The organism is Kitasatospora sp. NPDC056327 (assembly GCF_042261735.1).
In the GTDB taxonomy this organism is placed as follows: Bacteria; Actinomycetota; Actinomycetes; order Streptomycetales; family Streptomycetaceae; genus Kitasatospora.
Genome location: NZ_JBHJRC010000076.1, coordinates 13,621 through 30,033, shown reverse-complemented (window position 1 = coordinate 30,033; position 16,413 = coordinate 13,621). Strand labels below are relative to the sequence as shown.

At 74.8% G+C, this 16,413-nt stretch carries 15 protein-coding genes; 5 read left to right on the top strand and 10 right to left on the bottom strand.

Annotation, left to right across the window (positions count from 1 at the left end):
* Positions 1 to 70: 70 nt before the first annotated feature.
* The 3 genes from ACFCX4_RS14055 to ACFCX4_RS14045 all read right to left on the bottom strand — a co-directional run bounded on the left by ACFCX4_RS14055 (position 71) and on the right by ACFCX4_RS14045 (position 2,857).
* Positions 71 to 631, bottom strand: coding sequence for a gamma carbonic anhydrase family protein (locus tag ACFCX4_RS14055; protein WP_376141923.1), 561 nt, complete (start codon positions 629 to 631; stop codon positions 71 to 73).
* A gap of 141 nt (positions 632 to 772) precedes the next feature.
* Positions 773 to 2,080: a serine hydrolase domain-containing protein gene (locus ACFCX4_RS14050; protein ID WP_376141921.1), complete on the bottom strand. Its 1,308-nt coding sequence runs from the start codon at positions 2,078 to 2,080 to the stop codon at positions 773 to 775.
* 210 nt (positions 2,081 to 2,290) lie between these two features.
* On the bottom strand, positions 2,291 to 2,857 hold the full coding sequence (locus ACFCX4_RS14045) for a DJ-1/PfpI family protein (RefSeq protein ID WP_376141919.1): 567 nt from the start codon (positions 2,855 to 2,857) through the stop codon (positions 2,291 to 2,293).
* A gap of 280 nt (positions 2,858 to 3,137) precedes the next feature.
* Here ACFCX4_RS14045 and ACFCX4_RS14040 point away from each other — a divergent pair, with 280 nt between their 5' ends.
* Both ACFCX4_RS14040 and ACFCX4_RS14035 read left to right on the top strand, forming a co-directional pair.
* Complete coding sequence (locus tag ACFCX4_RS14040; protein WP_376141916.1) at positions 3,138 to 3,686, top strand: RBBP9/YdeN family alpha/beta hydrolase; 549 nt, start codon at positions 3,138 to 3,140, stop codon at positions 3,684 to 3,686.
* A 228-nt stretch (positions 3,687 to 3,914) separates the two neighbouring features.
* Positions 3,915 to 5,201, top strand: coding sequence for a glycerophosphodiester phosphodiesterase (locus ACFCX4_RS14035; protein ID WP_376141914.1), 1,287 nt, complete (start codon positions 3,915 to 3,917; stop codon positions 5,199 to 5,201).
* A 121-nt stretch (positions 5,202 to 5,322) separates the two neighbouring features.
* Here the strand turns inward: ACFCX4_RS14035 and ACFCX4_RS14030 are convergent, their stop codons facing one another.
* Together ACFCX4_RS14030 and ACFCX4_RS14025 are read right to left on the bottom strand one after the other, a co-directional pair.
* Entirely contained in the window at positions 5,323 to 7,725 is a 2,403-nt protein-coding gene (locus ACFCX4_RS14030; protein WP_376141912.1) for a transglycosylase domain-containing protein, read from the bottom strand.
* A gap of 210 nt (positions 7,726 to 7,935) precedes the next feature.
* The gene (locus ACFCX4_RS14025; RefSeq protein ID WP_376141909.1) at positions 7,936 to 9,000 is read right to left on the bottom strand and encodes a hypothetical protein; all 1,065 of its coding nucleotides are present in this window, start codon (positions 8,998 to 9,000) and stop codon (positions 7,936 to 7,938) included.
* A gap of 118 nt (positions 9,001 to 9,118) precedes the next feature.
* On the opposite strand from ACFCX4_RS14025, the gene ACFCX4_RS14020 reads away from it, so the two are divergent.
* Together ACFCX4_RS14020 and ACFCX4_RS14015 are read left to right on the top strand one after the other, a co-directional pair.
* Positions 9,119 to 10,135, top strand: a complete 1,017-nt coding sequence (locus tag ACFCX4_RS14020) for an SPFH domain-containing protein (RefSeq protein WP_376141928.1) — start codon at positions 9,119 to 9,121, stop codon at positions 10,133 to 10,135.
* On the top strand, positions 10,132 to 11,124 hold the full coding sequence (locus ACFCX4_RS14015) for a hypothetical protein (RefSeq protein WP_376141907.1): 993 nt from the start codon (positions 10,132 to 10,134) through the stop codon (positions 11,122 to 11,124). Before ACFCX4_RS14020 ends, ACFCX4_RS14015 begins: the two co-directional genes overlap by 4 nt.
* Positions 11,125 to 11,231: 107 nt before the next feature.
* Here ACFCX4_RS14015 and ACFCX4_RS14010 read toward each other — a convergent pair whose 3' ends face one another.
* The 4 genes from ACFCX4_RS14010 to map all read right to left on the bottom strand — a co-directional run bounded on the left by ACFCX4_RS14010 (position 11,232) and on the right by map (position 14,705).
* Positions 11,232 to 12,074: a universal stress protein gene (locus tag ACFCX4_RS14010; RefSeq protein WP_376141904.1), complete on the bottom strand. Its 843-nt coding sequence runs from the start codon at positions 12,072 to 12,074 to the stop codon at positions 11,232 to 11,234.
* Positions 12,067 to 13,017 (bottom strand): universal stress protein, encoded by a 951-nt coding sequence (locus ACFCX4_RS14005; protein ID WP_376141901.1) that lies wholly within the window; start codon positions 13,015 to 13,017, stop codon positions 12,067 to 12,069. Before ACFCX4_RS14005 ends, ACFCX4_RS14010 begins: the two co-directional genes overlap by 8 nt.
* Before the next feature lie 146 nt (positions 13,018 to 13,163).
* Entirely contained in the window at positions 13,164 to 13,760 is a 597-nt protein-coding gene (locus ACFCX4_RS14000; RefSeq protein WP_376141898.1) for an SMI1/KNR4 family protein, read from the bottom strand.
* Between the two features lie 177 nt (positions 13,761 to 13,937).
* The gene (map, locus tag ACFCX4_RS13995; protein WP_376141896.1) at positions 13,938 to 14,705 is read right to left on the bottom strand and encodes a type I methionyl aminopeptidase; all 768 of its coding nucleotides are present in this window, start codon (positions 14,703 to 14,705) and stop codon (positions 13,938 to 13,940) included.
* 100 nt (positions 14,706 to 14,805) lie between these two features.
* On the opposite strand from map, the gene ACFCX4_RS13990 reads away from it, so the two are divergent.
* Positions 14,806 to 15,075, top strand: coding sequence for a helix-turn-helix domain-containing protein (locus tag ACFCX4_RS13990; RefSeq protein WP_376141894.1), 270 nt, complete (start codon positions 14,806 to 14,808; stop codon positions 15,073 to 15,075).
* 27 nt (positions 15,076 to 15,102) lie between these two features.
* Here ACFCX4_RS13990 and ACFCX4_RS13985 read toward each other — a convergent pair whose 3' ends face one another.
* Positions 15,103 to 16,374: an alpha/beta hydrolase gene (locus ACFCX4_RS13985; RefSeq protein ID WP_376141891.1), complete on the bottom strand. Its 1,272-nt coding sequence runs from the start codon at positions 16,372 to 16,374 to the stop codon at positions 15,103 to 15,105.
* Between the last annotated feature and the right edge of the window lie 39 nt (positions 16,375 to 16,413).

Sequence of the window (16,413 nt, the reverse complement as noted above, 5' to 3'; positions counted from 1 at the left end):
CCCGGCCCGGCCCCCCCCCCCCGGGGCGGGCGCGGGGGTCGGTGCGTCCGGCTGATCCGGGCCCGTGCCCTCAGCCGGCCGGGTCCGGGTCAGCCTTCACCGGCGGCAGCGGGCGCAGCTCCCGGTGCCCGTCGGCGAGCAGCCGGTAGCCCTCCGCGTTGAACCTGATGCCGGCCCGCTCCTCCTCGGTCAGCTCGCGGCGGACCCTGGCCGGCACTCCGGCGACCAGCGAGCCGGGCGGGACCACCGTGCCCTGCGGCACCACGGCACCGGCCGCGACCAGCGAGCCGGTGCCGATCCGGGCGCCGTTCAGCACCGTGGCGTTCATTCCGATCAGCACGTCGTCCTCGATCACGCAGCCGTGCAGCACCGCGTTGTGGCCGACCGAGATCCGCTCCCCGAGGACGAGCGGGAAGCCGAGGTCGGCGTGCAGGGTGCAGTTGTCCTGGATGTTGCTGCCCGCGCCGACGGTGATCGTCTCGGCGTCGCCGCGCAGCACCGCGCCGTACCAGACGCCGGCCCCGGCACCGACCGTGACGCTCCCGACGACGACCGCGTTCGGCGCGACGAACGCGGTCGGGTCGACGGCGGGCACCCGGCCCCCGACCTCGGCGATCAGCGGATCTGCCATCTCTCGTCCTCCTCGTGACGACGTCCCTGCGGGTGCGGGCCATGATGGCAGCCCCGCCGCGCCGGTCCGGCGGCCGGGTGCCCGGCGGCCGGTCCCGGAGAACGGCACCGGCCGGGCCGGCGGGACCGGACGGGACCGGCGTCAGCCGGCGCAGGTCCCGGCGGCCTCCAGCCTGTCGTAGGCCTCCCGGGTGGCCGGCGGGGTCTCCACCCCTCCGGTGCCGTTCATCGAGACCGCGAGCTGCCGGCGCAGATCGGCGGTGGTGTACAGCACGGTGCTGTAGCCGGGGATGCCGCCGCCGTGACCCCAGAGCACGCCGCAGTCCGTGGCCGTCCGCTCCAGGCCGAGGCCGTAACGCCCCCCGCTCTGCGGGGTGACGGCCATCATCTCCGCGAGCTGCGGGCGGGGCAGCAGCCGGCCGCCGATCAGCGCCGTGATGAAGGTGTTGAGGTCGGCGGTGGTCGAGATGCCGGCCCCGGACGCGCCCGCCATGCTCGGGTCCAGCTCGGTGACGTCGGCCGGGCCGGAGGGCAGCTCGTAGTAGCCGTGCGCGTGCGGGCCGGGAATGCCCGTGGCGTGGTCGGGCATGGAGGTACCGGTCAGGCCCAGCGGGCGGATGACGCGGCGTTCCACCTCGCGCTGCCAGCTGCGGCCGGTGGCCCGCTCGATGATCTGTCCGACCAGGACGTAGTTGGTGTTGGAGTAGTGGAAGCCCTGGCCCGGCGCGAAGTACGCCGGGTGGGCGTTGGCCAGCGCGACGAGCTGCTGCGGCGTCCAGCGGGTGTAGCGGCCGGACTCCAGCCAGTGCTCGATCGCGCCCGGCCGCTCGATGTCGAAGGCGTCGTCCTCGGTGTAGTTGAACACCCCGCTGGTGTGGCCGAGCAGCTGGCGCAGGGTGATGTCCGCGCCGTTCGGCACCGCGCCCGGCAGCAGTCGCTCCACCGGGTCGTCCAGGCCGATCCGGCCCTCGGCGACCAGCTGCAGGGCGACCGTGGAGACGAAGGTCTTGGTCACGCTGCCGATCCGGAACCGGCCCTCGGCGGTGGCCGGGGCGCCGGTGGTGCGGTCCGCCAGACCGGCCGCGCCCTTCCAGAGGGTACGGCCGTGGTCGCCGACCCGGGCGAGGGCGGCGGAGACGCCGCCGCCCTGGACGATGCCGTTCAACGCCTCGTTGAGGAGCCTGGTGTCGGGCCCCCTGCCCGGTCCCCGGCCGACGGCGTCCGGCGCCGCGTCCTGCGTACCGGTCACCGCCACCGCCCCGCTCGGTCCCGCCGTGCCGAGGGCGCCGGCCACCGGGGCCGTCACGCCCACCAGGCCCGCGCCCGCCAGTGCGAGCGCCACGACCCGTACGGCCGTGGCGCGCCACCGCCCCGCGCCGCCGTGACCGCGCCCGTGACCGTCACCGCGGGCGGCCGGCCCCGTCCCGCGCCCGTGCTCCGCCATGCCCATGCGTCCTCCTGCGTCGGTGTCCCGGAGTGCTCTCAACACCCCTGCCGATCTCGGCAACTGACACTCTGACAGGCGGATTCGGGCGGGTCTTCAGACCTCTGGCCGAGCCGTCCGCGGCGCGCCGCTCCCCCGTAGGGAGGGGCCCGCCCCCGAGACCCGCCCGGGGCCGTCCCCGAGACCGTCTCGGGGACGGGCCCCTCCCCCGGCGGCTCAGGCCACCGGCGCCTTGACCCGCAGGACCTCGACGAACGCCCGCAGCCACGCCGGGTGGTCGGGCCAGGCCCGGGCCGAGACGACCACGCCGTCGACCACCGCCTCGCCGTCCACGTAGGTGGCGCCGGCCGCCTTCACGTCCGGCTCCAGCGCCGGGTAGGCGGCACTGGTCCGCCCGCCGAGCACCCCGGCGGCGGCGGTCACCAGCGGGCCGTGGCAGATCTGCGCGACCGGCTTCTCGCCCTCGAAGAAGTGCCGGACGATCCGCTGCACCTCGGGGTCGTTGCGCAGGTACTCGGGCGCGCGGCCGCCCGGGATGACGAGCGCCACGTAGTCGGCCGGGTCGACGTCGGCGAAGGCCACGTCGGCGGGCCAGGTGTAGCCGGGCTTCTCGGTGTAGGTGTCGTAGCCGTCGACGAAGTCGTGCACCACGAACTGGAGCCGCTTCTTCGACGGCGCGGCGATGTCGACCTGGTAGCCCTCCTCGCGCAGCCGCTGGTACGGGTAGAACACCTCCAGCGACTCCGCGGCGTCCCCGGTGACGAGCAGGATCTTCGATGCCATCGCCGACATCCCTCCGAACGGTTGCGAACGGATCCGCGTGACGGTCCGTCATGGTCGGTGCGCTCCGGCGCCGGTCGGCTCCGGAGCGGACCCGGACCAACCTCCCGCACCCGCCGCACCCGCGCAACAGGGCGCACCGGTCGTCCGGCAGCGCACGCACGGCCCTTCGCGCCCCATTCAGGGGGCGCGCGCCCCCCCGGCCGGGCGGCACCTAGACTCCTCCTGCCCCGTGAACCGCACCGTTCCGTGAACCGCAACGCCCCGGAGGGAGTCCGCCCCCATGTCGGACCGCACCACCCATCTCGTCCTGCCCGGCTACCAGAGCTCCGGACCGGCCCACTGGCAGAGCCGCTGGGAGGCCGCGGACCCGGCGTCGTTCGTCCGGGTGGAGCAGGCGGACTGGGACTTCCCGGACCCGGAGGACTGGGTGGCCCGGCTGGACGCGGCGGTCGCCGCGGCGGCGGCCGACGGGCCGGTGGTGCTGGTGGCGCACAGCCTCGGCTGCGTGACGGTGGCCCGCTGGGCGGCCGGCGCCCCGGCCGGACGGACGGCTGCCGTGCGCGGGGCGCTGCTGGTCGCGCCCGCCGACATCGACCGCGCCGACGTCCCGGCGCTGCTGGGGTTCCGCCCGGTGGCCCTGGCCCGCCTGCCGTTCCCGGCGGTCGTGGTCTCCAGCACCGACGACCCGTGGGTCACCCCGGACCGCGCCCGGCACTTCGCCGGGGCCTGGGGCGCGCGCCACGTCGAGCCCGGCGCCTTCGGGCACCTCAACTCCGACTCCGGGCTCGGCGACTGGCCGCTGGGCCGGGAGCTGCTCGCCGGTCTCTGAGCCGCTGCCCGGCGCCGGCCGGACACCACCGACGGACGCGGGCGCACGGACGCGGGCGCACGGCCCCGGACGGACGCGGGCGGACCGGCGAAGGGGTGGACGAACGGACGGTGGGTGTCGGAACTTCTTCCGCAGTTCGCCCCTCGGCCACCCGACGGGGCCGGGCAGCTCCTAGTGTGCGGGCGGCACCCACCACCGCGACGCCACCAGCGCGAGCTAGGAGCTCCCATGACGTACCGTCCGTCCGACGGCAGCATCCCGGCCGAGTCCGCCGACGCCGGCGCGGCCTCCCGCCGCTCCTTCCTGCGGGCCACCGGCGTGGCCGGGCTCGGCGCGGCGGCCCTCGCGGCCGGCGCCGGCGAGGCCTTCGCCGCCCCCGGCGCGGACCGGCCCGGCGACGAGCAGGCCGCTGCCGCCGACGAGCGCGGCGTCGCCGCCGGCCGCCCGACCGGCACCCGCCCGCCGGTCCGCACCGGCACCGGCCTGGACCGCCTGCCGCACCCGCTGGTCGTCGGCCACCGCGGCGCCTCCGGCTACCGCCCCGAGCACACCCTGGGCTCCTACGACCTGGCCCTGCGGATGGGCGCGGACGTCATCGAGCCGGACCTCGTCCCCACCAAGGACGGCCACCTGGTGGTCCGCCACGAGAACAACATCGCGGAGACCACGGACGTCGCGGACCACAAGGAGTTCGCGGACCGCCGCACCACGAGGACCATCGACGGCGCGGCCCAGACCGGCTGGTTCACCGAGGACTTCACGCTCGCCGAGCTGCGGACCCTGCGCGCCAAGGAGCGTCTGCCGCAGCAGCGCCAGCGCAACACGCTCTACGACGGCCGGTGGGCGATCCCGACCTTCCGCGAGGTCGCGGACTTCGCCCGCAAGCGCGGCCGCGAGCTGGACCGGGAGGTCTGGGTCTACCCGGAGACCAAGCACCCCAGCTACTTCCGCTCGATCGGCCTGCCGCTGGAGGAGCGCCTCGCCGACGAGCTGCGCCGCACCGGCCTGGCCGGGCGCAACGGCCGGGCGATCCTGCAGTCCTTCGAGCCGGGCAGCCTGCAGCGGCTCGCCAAGCTGGTCGACAACCCCAAGGTCTTCCTGCTCGGCGGCCCGACCAGCCGGCCGTACGACTTCGTGCTCTCCGGCGACCAGCGCACGGTGGCCGACCTGGTGAAGCCCGAGGGCCTGCGCTGGATCGCCTCCTTCGCGCACGGCATCGGCCCGACCACCACGCTGATCGCACCGGTCGACGCGACCGGCAAGCTGCTGGCGCCGACCACCCTGGTCCGCGACGCGCACGCGGCCGGTCTGGTGCTGCACCCGTACACGGTGCGCAACGAGAACTCCTTCCTGCCGCTCGACTTCCGCAGGGGCACCGACCCGAACGCCTACGGCGACGCGATCGGCTGGGCGAAGTACCTGTACGAGCTCGGCGTGGACGGCTTCTTCACCGACCAGGCGGACACCGGCGTGCTGGCCCGCGAGGACTTCTGGGCGGCCAAGGGCGTGCACTGACCCCGGCGCACGCACGGCACCGTGCCCCGGAGCGTCCGTCGACGTTCCGGGGCGCGGTGCCGTCCGCTCCGCCGCCGGGCAGCCGCCGGCGGACATCCCCCGCCGGGCAGCCGGCACCGGGTCAGCCGTCCTGCTGCTGCTCCTCGCCCTGATCCTGCTCCTGGCGCCCCTGCGGCTGCTGCGCCTGCTGCTGGTGGTCCTGCTCGGCGGGCCGGTCCTGCTGGGTCGTCGGCTGCGCGGGCTGGGTGGGGCGGGGGTTGTTCGGGTTGGGGTTGCGGGTCGGCCGGGCGCTGGGCTGGGGGCGTCCGGGCCAGGTCGGGGCGACGTCGGTCGCGGAACCGCCCGGCGTGCCGCCGGTGCCCGGGCTGCCCGTCGAGGGGTTCTTGGGCGCCGGGTTCGGGATGTACACGGTCTCGAACTCCTTCTCCGGCATGCCCCGCACGGCGTCGTTCATCGCCATCTGCCAGATCGGCCCGGGGCCGGTGGCGCCGAAGACCTCCTCGAACCACTTGCCGCCGATCCGGATGTTCTTCATCGGCACGCCGCCGGCCGGGCCGCCCAGCCACACCGAGGCCGCGAGGTTGCCGGTGTACCCGCTGAACCAGGCCGACTTCTTCTCGTCGGAGGTGCCGGTCTTGCCGGCGATCTGGCGGTCGCGCTCCAGTCCGAGGTCACGGCCGGTGCCGCCCTTCTCGGTCACGCCGAGCAGCACGGTGTTGATGACGTCGGCGGTGTTCTCCGAGATCACCCGCTCGCACCTGGCCGGGCTCACCGGCACGTCCGTGCCGTCCATGGTGACGATCCGGCTGATCGCGACCGGCGTGCAGTAGGTCCCGCGGTTGGCGAACGTCGCGTAGGCGTTGGCCATCACCAGCGGGCTGACCTCCTGGGTGCCCAGGCCGAGGGCCGGCAGCTCCTGGAGCGGCTTGCCGCTCGCCTTCCCCGCGACGCCGAGCTTGTTGGCCATCTGCTTGACCGCGCAGAGGCCGATCTCCTGCTCCATCTGCACGAAGTAGGTGTTGACCGAGAGCGCCATCGCCTCCTTGAGCTCGTACGGGCCGACCTCGCCCGACGACTCGTTGGGGATGGTGCCGCCCTTCTTGCCCTTGTCCAGGTTCTTCCAGGTGCCGTCGCAGGTGCTCATCGTCGGCCAGTCCATCTTGTTGGGCGACGGGTAGGACTGGGTGGAGGTGAGCCCGGCCTCCAGCCCGGCGGCGGCCACGATCGGCTTGAAGTTGGAGCCCGGCTGGAAGCCGTTGCCGCCGCCCATCGCCGCGTCCACGTTGTAGTTGACGACGGTCTGGTTCTTGGCCGGGTCGATCCCGTAGGGGCGGGTCTGGGCCATCGCCAGGATCCGGCCGGTGCCGGGCTCGACCATGGTCATCGCCGCCGCGACCTGGTCGGTGACCTTGACCCTGGTGGTCACCGCCTTGAGCGCGGCCGCCTGCTTCACCGGGTCGAGGGTGGTCTGGATGGAGAGGCCGCCCATGTCCCACAGCTTCTTGCGCTCGGCGGCGGTCTTGCCGAACACCGGGTCCTGCTTGATCACGTGGCGCACGTAGTCGCAGAAGAAGCCCATGCCCGCGTCGGCGGTGATGCAGCCGTTCTGCGGGGCCTGGTAGTTCAGCACGATCGGCCCGGACTTGGCCTCCCTGGCCTGGTCGGCCGTGATGTGCCTGTTCTCCACCATCTTGTCGAGGACGACGTCGCGCCGCTTGCGCGAGGCCTCCGGGTGGGCCTTGGGGTCGAACTGGGAGGGGTTCTGGACCACCCCGGCCAGGGTGGCGGCCTCGGCGATGTTCAGGTCCTTGCTGCTCTTGCCGAAGTAGCGCTGCGCCGCCGCCTGGATCCCGTAGGCCTGCTGGCCGTAGTACGTGATGTTCAGGTAGTTGGTGAGGATCTGTTCCTTGCTCAGCTCCTCCTCCAGCTTGATGGCGTACTTGAGCTCCTGCACCTTGCGGCCGAGCGTCTTGCGCTGCGCCTCCCGGACGGCCACCGGGTCGTCGCCGGCCTTCTCCACGTTGACGTTCTTCACGTACTGCTGGGTGAGCGTCGACGCGCCCTGCACGGCGGTGCCGCTCTCCGCGTTCTTGGTGATGGCCCGCAGGACGCCCTTGAGGTCGACCGCGCCGTGCTCGTAGAAGCGCGCGTCCTCGATGTCCACCTGGGCCCGGCGTATCAGCGTGCCCATCTCGTCCCCGGTGATCACCCGCCGGTCGCGCTCGTAGACCTTGGCTATCTGCTGGCCCTTGGCGTCGAATATCCAGCTGGCCTGGGTGAGCGGCGGGGTCTTCAGGTCGTCGGGGATGGTGTCGAACTCCTCCACACCGCCCTTCAGCCCCAGCCCGAGAGCGCCGGCGGCCGGGAGGACGATGCCCGCCAGCAGGACGCCGGCGAGGGTGCTGTAGCCGAGGAACTTCACGCCGTGGCCGAGCAGGCCGAGCGGGGTCTCGCGGCGCCGGGGGCGGGGCACCCAGGTGTCGAGGGGCTCCGGGGAGGGCGAGCGGCGGCTTCTCCGTGACATAGTCGGAACACTACGTCCACGAAAACCGCGCGTGGGGCCGGTGTTGGCCAACCTTTGTCACAAAACGGCGACAGATCGGCGGCGTTGGGCGTGGCGCGTCAAGCGGCCGGGCATTCCGTCGCCGCAGGGGCGGGCCGTTCGTGCACCTCCGGACCGGATCGGCCGGCCCGGCGGCGCGGTCGCGTCCGGCCCTTTCGGGCACGGCCCGCGTCAGCCGCCGCGCTTCCTGCGCCGCAGCCCGAACATCGCACCGGCCACCGCGAGCAGGAACGCCACGCCGGTCACCTGCTCCCCGGCGCCGGATCCGGAGGAGCCCGAGGCGGAGTCGGTGGACGGCACGCCCGGGGAACCGGACGGATCCGGGGACCTCGGGGCGGCCGACGCGCTCGCCCCGGGCAGCGGCCGCACCGTGTCGGGCAACTGGTCGTCGTCCAGCGGCGAGCGCCAGACCGGGCTGTCCTTGCCCTCGCTGCCGAAGAGCAGCGCCCGGCCGTCGGCGGTGAAGGCGACCGACTCGCCCTGGCGCTGGAACGGGGGGGAGACCGGGTCGGGGTCGGCCGGCGCGCCGTCCTTCCAGCGGTAGAGGGTGGCCGCGAAGTAGCCGCGCAGCACCAGCCGGGTGCCGTCCGGCGAGAAGGCGCCGTCGGTGGTCCACGGGGCGTCGGCGATCCGGCGGAAGGTGTTGACGCCGGTGGCGGAGAGCTGTTCCGGGCCCTGGTAGAGGCCGCCGCCGCCCTGCTTCTTGCTGGCGATGTAGGCGCGGCCGGTGACCGGGTGGACCATCAGGGCCTCGGCGTCGCGCGGCCCGTCCTCGTAGCGGACCCGGTAGCGGGTCACCTGCACGGTCTGGTCACGGAGTTCGGCGGGTTCGGCGAAGGCGTAGATCCAGACCTCGGGCCACTTGCCGCCGAGGTTGTCACCGATGTCGCCGACGTAGAGCCGCCCGTCGGGGCCGGTCGAGATCGCCTCGACGTCGCGCGGTTCGATCCCGCGCAGCGTGACGGTGGCGACCGTGCGGCCCCCGGAGTCGACGGCGTAGACGTACGGGCCGTCGTCGCTGTCGTTGTGGGTCCAGTACACGCCGGGGTGCCGCAGGCTGGCCGCGAGACCGCTGGACTCGGTGATCCGCGGGTCCCCGATGGTGAACGCCTCGCCGCCCCCGCCGGCCGCACGGGCCGGCGGCGCGCCGACCCCGGCGGTCACGGCGACCGCGGCGGTCGCGCAGGCCGCGGCCAGCAGTGCGGCGGGGAGCCTGGTCGTTCGCGTCCTCAGCACCGTCCGATCCTCCCATGTCGGCGCCGGTGGACCTCCGGTGTCCCCACCGTCCCTTTTCGTCATCTTGACGAGATCCACTGTCCGCCAATATCGTCATATCGACGAGAAGGAGTCGATCATGGCCGACATCACCAGACGCTTCGGACTGCGCCACCTGCGCGCCCAGCCCACCACCCACATCCGCCACGTCCGGCGCGGCCGGATCGCCCACGACGGCACCGGGCTCGCCTTCTGGTTCCGCCCGCTCACCGCCGTCCTCTCCGAAGTCCCGGTGGACGACCGCGAGCTGGCGATGCTCTTCCACGCCCGCACCGCCGACTTCCAGGACGTCACCGTCCAGGGCACCCTCACCTACCGCATCACCGACCCCGCCACGGCCGCCGCCCGCGTCGACTTCGGCATCGACCCCGACACCGGCGCCTGGCGCTCCGCCCCGCTCGACCAGCTCGCCGGGCTGCTCACCGAGACCGCCCAGCAGCACGCGCTCGGCCTGCTCGCCCGCACCCCGCTCGCCACCGCGCTGGCCGACGGCATCGCCGGCGTCCGCGACCGGATGGCCGCCGGGCTCGCCGCCGAACCCCGGCTCGCCGAGACCGGGCTCGCCGTCATCGCCGTCCGGGTCGTCGCACTGCGCCCCGAACCCGAGGTGGAGCGCGCGCTGCGCACCCCCGCCCGCGAACTGGTCCAGCAGGAGGCCGACCGGGCCACCTTCGAGCGGCGCGCCGTCGCCGTCGAGCACGAGCGCGGCATCGCCGAGAACGAACTCGCCAACCGGATCGAACTCGCCCGGCGGCAGGAGCAGCTGATCGCCCAGGAGGGTGCCAACAGCCGGCTCCAGGCAGAGGACGAGTCGGCCGCCGACCGGATCCGCACCGACGCCGAGGCGCAGCGCCGCACCCGGCTCGCCGGCGCCGAGGCCGACGCGGCGCGGGCGCTCGGCGAGGCGAAGGCCGCCGCCGAGGCGGCGTGGCTGGCCGCGCACCAGCAGGCCGACCCGGCGGTGCTGCGGGCGCTGGCGCTGATGCGGCTGGCCGAGCACCTGCCGCGGATCGACAGCGTCACGCTCACCCCGGACCTCGTCACCGGGCTGCTCGCCAAGCTGGGCGCGACGGGCGCGGAAGGCGCCGGGCGGTGACGCTCGCGCCCCGGGCCGTCCTGGTCCACCGCCGCACCGAGTACCAGGAGCTGGTCGCCCACCACGGCACGCCGGGGCAGGCCGCGTACTTCCTGAGCAGCCGGGGCCGGTCGGCCGGGGAGATCGAGGAACGTCACCGGCGGCAGGAGGTGGCCCTGGCGCGGGCGGCGGCCGCCGTGCCGCTGGACTGGCGCCGCACGCGGGTGGAGCGCGCCGACCTGTCCCGGTTCCTCTTCGAGCCGGAGGACGTGGTGGTCGTGGTCGGCCAGGACGGGCTGGTCGCCAACGTCGCCAAGTACCTCGCCGGGCAGCCCGTGATCGGTGTGGACGCCGAGCCCGGGCGCAACCCCGGTGTGCTGGTGCGCCACCGCGCGGACGACCTGGCGCGGCTGCTGCCGGCCGCGGTCGGCCCGGGGGCCGAACGGCGTACCGAGGAGCGGACCATGGTCGAGGCGGTGGCCGACGACACCCAGCGGCTGCTGGCGCTCAACGAGGTGTACGTCGGCCAGCCCGGCCACCAGACGGCCCGGTACCGGCTGGCGGTCGCGTCGGGTGCCGGGAGCGGGAGGGGCACCGGGGACGGGAAGGGCGCCGGGGACGGGAAGGGCGCCGGGGGCCGGATGGGCGCCGCCGCGGACGAGGCGGACGAGGGAGAGCCGCAGGCATCCTCGGGCGTCCTGATCGGCACCGGTACGGGCGGCACCGGCTGGTGCCGGTCCCTCTGGCTGGAGCGGGGCTCGCCCCTCGCCCTGCCCGAGCCCGCCGCACCGGCGCTCGCCTGGTTCGTCCGCGAGGCCTGGCCCTCCCCCGCCACCGGCACCTCCCGGGTGCACGGCCTGCTCGGCGCGGACCGGCGGCTGGTGCTGACCGTCGAGTCGGACCGGCTGGTCGCCTTCGGCGACGGCATCGAGGACGACGCGCTGGAGCTGGCCCGGGGGCAGAGCGTGCGGGTGGGTGTGGCGCGGACCCGGCTCCGCCTGATGGGGTGAGCCGGGTCCGCGCATCGTCGGGCCCCGGGTGTCATCGGGTCTCGGGGCGGGCCCGGCCCGGGCCCGGGTGCAGGGCTCCGGCGGGCCGGGCCCGGCCGCCGCCGGCCTCAGGCCCCTGCCGTGCCTTCCCCCTCGTGCCTGACCACGACCACCGGGCAGTGCGCGTGCTGGATCATCGCCTGGCTGGTGGAGCCAAGCAGCATGCCCGCGAAGCCGCCCCGGCCGCGGGCACCGACCACCAGCAGCTGCGCCTCCCGGCTCGCCTCCAGCAGCGCCGGCCGGGTGTGCGCCTCCACGACCTCGGAGTGCAGCGCGACGTCCGGGTACTTCTCCCGCCAGCCGGCCAGCGCCTCGGCGAGCACCCGCTCCTCCTGGTCCTGCCAGTCGGCGCTCGGGTGCGCGATGTGCAGGGCGGTCAGCCCGGTCCGGCGTGCGGCGGCCTCGGCGAAGGCGAAGCCCAGCGCCTCGGCGCCGACCCCTGAGCCGTCCACCGCGACCAGCACCGGGCCCGCCGGGTCCGGCCGGCCCCGGACGATCAGCACCGGGCAGGCGGCGTGCGCCGCCAGGTGCACGGCGACCGAACCGATCAGCAGGGCGCCGAACCGGCCGAGCCCCCGGCTGCCGACCACCACCAGGGAGGACTTCGCCGACCAGTGCGCCAGCACGGTCAGCGGCTCCCCGGTCACCAGCTCGGTGTGGACCTCCAGCTCCGGATCCAGCTCCCGCGCACGGGCCCGGGCGTCCTCCAGGAAGCCCTCCGCCTGGTGCCGCAGCCCACCACCGGCCGGGCCGTCCTTCGCCGGACCGAGCGGCACGTGCATCAGCGGCCAGATGAAAGCGTGCACGATCCGCAGCCCACGGCCGCGCAGCCGGGCCTCCCGGACCGCGACGTCCACCGCGGCCAGGCTCGCCTCCGAGCCGTCGACACCCGCCAGCACCGGGTCACTCATCGCCGGCCTCCTGCTCCTGCTCCTGCTCCTGCTGCTTGGCATCCTGCCGCTCGTAGGGAACGACGGCGACCGGGCTGGGCACGTGGTGCAGCACCGCGTGCGCCACCGCTCCGATGTGCGCGCCCAGCGGCGAGCGCCGGACCCGCCGTCCGATCACCACCAGCTCGGCGTCGGCCGCGCGGTCGGCGAGCACCTTCGCCGGGCGGGCGTTCACGGCCTCCTCGACCACGGTCACCCCGGGGTGCTTCCGCCGCCACGGCTGCACCACCCGGGCCAGCTCACCCTTGGCGTACACCAGCATCTCGCCGGTCACGTCGACACTGGCCGCGATACCCGCGTACTGGTAGGTGGCCGGGAGCGTCCAGGAGTAGACGGCGCGCAGCGGCAGTCCGCGCCGCTCCGCGACCTCGAAGGCGTGGGCGAGCACCTCGTCGGCCCCGTCGAACGGGTCCACGCCCGCCACGACCTCGCGCCCGACGGCTCCGCCCTCAGCCTCCCCGTCCTCACCCCGGCGGACCAGCACCACCGGGCAGTCGACCTTCGCCAGCACCCGCTGGCTCACCGACCCGACCAGGAACCCGGCCACCGCGCCGAGCCCGCGCGAGCCCAGCACCAGCAGCTCCGCCGGCTCGCCGTCCGGCTCCTCGGCGCCGCTCGCCTCGTCGACCAGCGCCCGCACCGGCTCGTGCGGCACCTGTACGGCCTGCACGCCCAGCTCGGGCCACCGCTCGCGCACCCGCAGCTCGGCCTCCCGCAGCGTGACGTCCGCCTGCCGCCGCGCCAGGTCCACCGACCCCAGCACCGACAACGGCGTCACCACGCTCGGCCAGGCGAGCACCACCTTCAGCCCCACCCCCCGGCCCGCGGCCTCCTCCGCCGCCCAGTCCAGGGCGGCAAGGCTCTCGGGCGAACCATCGACACCGACGACGACGGACCTGGGCATGACGACCTCCGCTGCTCCCTGTGAAACCGGCCGGCCGAGGGCATCGCCCCCGGCCACACCCCCACCCTTTCCCGCCCCCGACCAGCACACCCAGGGTCCAAGGTCCCCGCAACCCGGCCGACGGTCCCGCCCGCCCGCCAAGACCCCTACGAGGGGCGCAGCGGCCCGAACCGCTCGACGGGGGCGGTTCCCTCGGGCACCAGCAGATCCATCAGAGGCAAGGGGTTCGGCATCGCCCGGGCACTGTTCGGGCCGGCCATGTCCTCACCCGTGAGATACCGGTGGAGCCACTCCGCGAACCCCATGTCGTAACGGTGGAACTCAAGGTCGTCACCCACGAAGACGACGATCTGCCAGCGCCCGACAACCGGGTCACGATAGAGGAATATCTCCTCCCCATGAGCCGTACCGGAGAGCGGGATCAGCCCGTCAGGACCACCGAATCCAATCACATCGGGAAAATCCGGGAAATTCTCCCGCGAAAAGTCACACGCCCGGTACGCATCCAACGTCTGCCGGACGTGCGCCCCGAAGTTGAAAACGCCGGTCTCCGGGTTCGCCAACAGGATCGACCGTCCGATCCGAATCGGCGAGTACCAGTCCGCGAGCACCTTGAACTCCTCGGGAAGCGACACGCCGAGATCATGCTCCACCCGACGCCAGCCCGCCGCAGAGACGCCAGGTCCGCTCGGCGGGCCGATGATCCCGCGCAGTTCGGAAAGATGGTCCATCGCGAACTCCATGTCTCGTAGCGGGCTACGGAAGCTGCGGAGCCGGCTGATCGACCATCCGCGACGAACCCTCCTCCACCCCGGTACCACTGCGACCCCGGGCGGCGGCCCAGGGATCGAGCGCAGGGTATCGGCCCTGGCGGAGCTCCGGGAGGACGGGGTTCCCGAGCCCGGCCGGCCGATGGGGCCTCAGCGGAGGGTGAGGATGCGGGGGCCGTCGGGGGTGATGGCGACGGTGTGTTCGATGTGGGCGGCCCGGGTGCCGTCGGTGGTGCGGAGGGTCCAGCCGTCGGGGTCGGTGGTGTGGGTGTCGGCGCCGCCGGCGGTGAGCATCGGTTCGAGGGCGAGGACGAGGCCGGGCTTCAGCGGGAAGCCCCGGCCGGGGCGGCCCTCGTTCGGGACGTGGGGGTCCTCGTGCATGGTGCGGCCGATGCCGTGGCCTCCGAAGCCGTCGAGGAGGCCGTAGCCGGCGCCACGGGCCACGGTGCCGATGGCGTGGGCGATGTCGCCGAGCCGGCCGCCGGCCACGGCGGCGGCGATGCCGGCGTCCAGGGCGCGGCGGGTGGCGTCGATCAGCGCGACGTCCTCGGGACGGGGCGTGCCGACGGTGAAGCTGACGGCGGCGTCGCCGGCCCAGCCGCCCAGGACGGCGCCGCAGTCGATGCTCACCAGGTCGCCGTCGCGCAGCCGGTAGCCGTCGGGGATGCCGTGCACCACGGCGTCGTTGACGGACGCGCAGATCACGGCGGGGAAGGGCACCGGGGCGAAGGACGGCCGGTAGCCGAGGAACGGCGAGCGCGCCCCGGCCGCGCGGAGGACGTCGCGGGCCACCTCGTCCAGCTCCAGCAGGCTCACCCCGATCCCGGCCGCCCGCTCCACCGCCGCCAGCGCCGTGGCGACCACCCGCCCGGCCTCCCGCATCGCGGCCAGCGCCGCCTCCGACTTGAGCTCCACCATGGGATGCCTCCAGCATCGAACCAATTCTTATACCGGTATTTGTATCACGGTCGAGCGGAAGGACCGGACCGGGCCACGGGGGTGGCCTACCATCGGGGTCATGGTGAGGACTCCGCTGACACCCGGGGAACGTGCGCGCGGCGAGCGCTTCGGTGCGCTGCTGCGGGAGGCGCGGGGCGATCGCAGCATGGTGGAGGTGGCCGCGGCGGCCGGGGTGTCGGCGGAGACGCTGCGGAAGATCGAGACGGGGCGGGCGCCCACGCCGGCGTTCTTCACCGTCGCGGCGCTGGCGTACGCGCTCGGGCTCTCGCTGGACGACCTCGCCGCCGCCTGTGTGCTCCCGGGCGAGGACGAGGCCCTCTCGGCCTGAGCGGACCTCGGATTACAGCCCCGCTGGTCAGCGGCCGCCCAGGTGCCGGGCGAAGAAGCCCCGGACAGCTGCCCTGACCTCGGGGACGGTGCGCGCCGGCGGGGCGGTACCGACCAGTTGCGCGCGGGTGTCCCCGGTGACCAGCCCGGCGGCCTCCAGCTGCGGCAGCACGGCGGCCTGGTCCGCGAACACCCCGTGACCGGCGTCGGCGACCCGCAGTTCGGTGACCCGGCCGCCCGAGCGGCGGGTGAGCGCGCTCCAGGACCGGTCCAGTTCGGCCTGCCCGGCGAACCCGGAGCTGCGCATCAGCAGCAGGGGCCGGTCCGTCCCGTGCTCGGTGACCGGGAAGGGCTCGGCGGCGGCGCCGGGACGGACGGGCGGGTGGTCGAGGAAGCCCTCCAGGTCGGCGGCGGCCCGGACCCGTCGGTCCTCGTGCATCAGCTCCGCCGCCGCGCTGCCCCCGGCCGAGTGTCCGTACGCACCGGTCCGCCCGAGGTCCAGGACGGCGGCGAGGCCGGCCGGCAGCGGGAGGCGGGCGGGCCGGTGCAGGCGGTCGAGGACGAACCGCAGATCGGCCACCCTGGTGTCGATCACGGTCCGGAACAGCCGCGGGTCCAGCCGCGGGTCACCGCGCAGCTCCGTCTCCCGGAGCCGTTCGGGGCCTCCCCGCGCACCGGCCGGGAGGGCGACCACCAGGCCGTCCCCGGGGTGGTCCACGGACACCACCACCGCACCGTGACTGGCGAGGTCGACCGCGAGCGAGGAGCCGAGGCCGCGCGGATCGCCGCCGGCCGGGCTGTGCAGCAGGACGGGACGGCGGCGGCCCTTCAGCACCGGGGCGTCCTCGTCCGCGTGGGTCAGCGTCGCGCCCCAGTCGACCCCGGCGGCGGGCAGGCGCGGATCGACGAGCGGGAGGAGCTCCCCGAAGCGGCGGGCGGTGGCCGGCGGGAGCTGCGGGACCGGCCGCGGCCGGCGGCGGGCGCGGGCCGGGTAGTACACCGAGACCATCACCTCGCGGAACGGGATCGCGGGCTGCCAGGGGTCGTGGCGGGTGTGGTCGGTCAGCTGGAGCGCCCGGTGGCCCACGCGGTGCGGCCCGCTCGGCGCGGGCAGGGTGAGCACCAGCCCTCGGGCAGAAGGGGCCGGAGTGGCAGAAGGGACCGGAGCGGTGGAAGGAGCCGGAGCCGCGAAGACGCCGGCTGCGGCGCCGGCGCGGGCGGCCGGGCCGAACAGCAGCGCGGCGGCCCCCAGGGCCGCGACGGTGACGGTCCGTCGGTCGATCGGGAGGTCGTGGGTCATGCCCCGATGCTCGCCCGCACCGGGCCGGGCGGGACATCG

Bases quoted from the DNA above. Each gene is read 5' to 3' on its own strand.
- ACFCX4_RS14005 (WP_376141901.1), bottom strand. From the start codon at position 13,017: ATGCCCAGGTCCGTCGTCGTCGGTGTCGATGGTTCGCCCGAGAGCCTT.
- ACFCX4_RS13985 (WP_376141891.1), bottom strand. From the start codon at position 16,374: ATGACCCACGACCTCCCGATCGACCGACGGACCGTCACCGTCGCGGCC.
- ACFCX4_RS14020 (WP_376141928.1), top strand. From the start codon at position 9,119: ATGGCCGACATCACCAGACGCTTCGGACTGCGCCACCTGCGCGCCCAG.
- ACFCX4_RS14035 (WP_376141914.1), top strand. From the start codon at position 3,915: ATGACGTACCGTCCGTCCGACGGCAGCATCCCGGCCGAGTCCGCCGAC.
- ACFCX4_RS14045 (WP_376141919.1), bottom strand. From the start codon at position 2,857: ATGGCATCGAAGATCCTGCTCGTCACCGGGGACGCCGCGGAGTCGCTG.
- ACFCX4_RS14000 (WP_376141898.1), bottom strand. From the start codon at position 13,760: ATGGAGTTCGCGATGGACCATCTTTCCGAACTGCGCGGGATCATCGGC.
- map (WP_376141896.1), bottom strand. From the start codon at position 14,705: ATGGTGGAGCTCAAGTCGGAGGCGGCGCTGGCCGCGATGCGGGAGGCC.
- ACFCX4_RS14030 (WP_376141912.1), bottom strand. From the start codon at position 7,725: ATGTCACGGAGAAGCCGCCGCTCGCCCTCCCCGGAGCCCCTCGACACC.
- ACFCX4_RS14010 (WP_376141904.1), bottom strand. From the start codon at position 12,074: ATGAGTGACCCGGTGCTGGCGGGTGTCGACGGCTCGGAGGCGAGCCTG.
- ACFCX4_RS14055 (WP_376141923.1), bottom strand. From the start codon at position 631: ATGGCAGATCCGCTGATCGCCGAGGTCGGGGGCCGGGTGCCCGCCGTC.
- ACFCX4_RS13990 (WP_376141894.1), top strand. From the start codon at position 14,806: ATGGTGAGGACTCCGCTGACACCCGGGGAACGTGCGCGCGGCGAGCGC.
- ACFCX4_RS14050 (WP_376141921.1), bottom strand. From the start codon at position 2,080: ATGGGCATGGCGGAGCACGGGCGCGGGACGGGGCCGGCCGCCCGCGGT.
- ACFCX4_RS14040 (WP_376141916.1), top strand. From the start codon at position 3,138: ATGTCGGACCGCACCACCCATCTCGTCCTGCCCGGCTACCAGAGCTCC.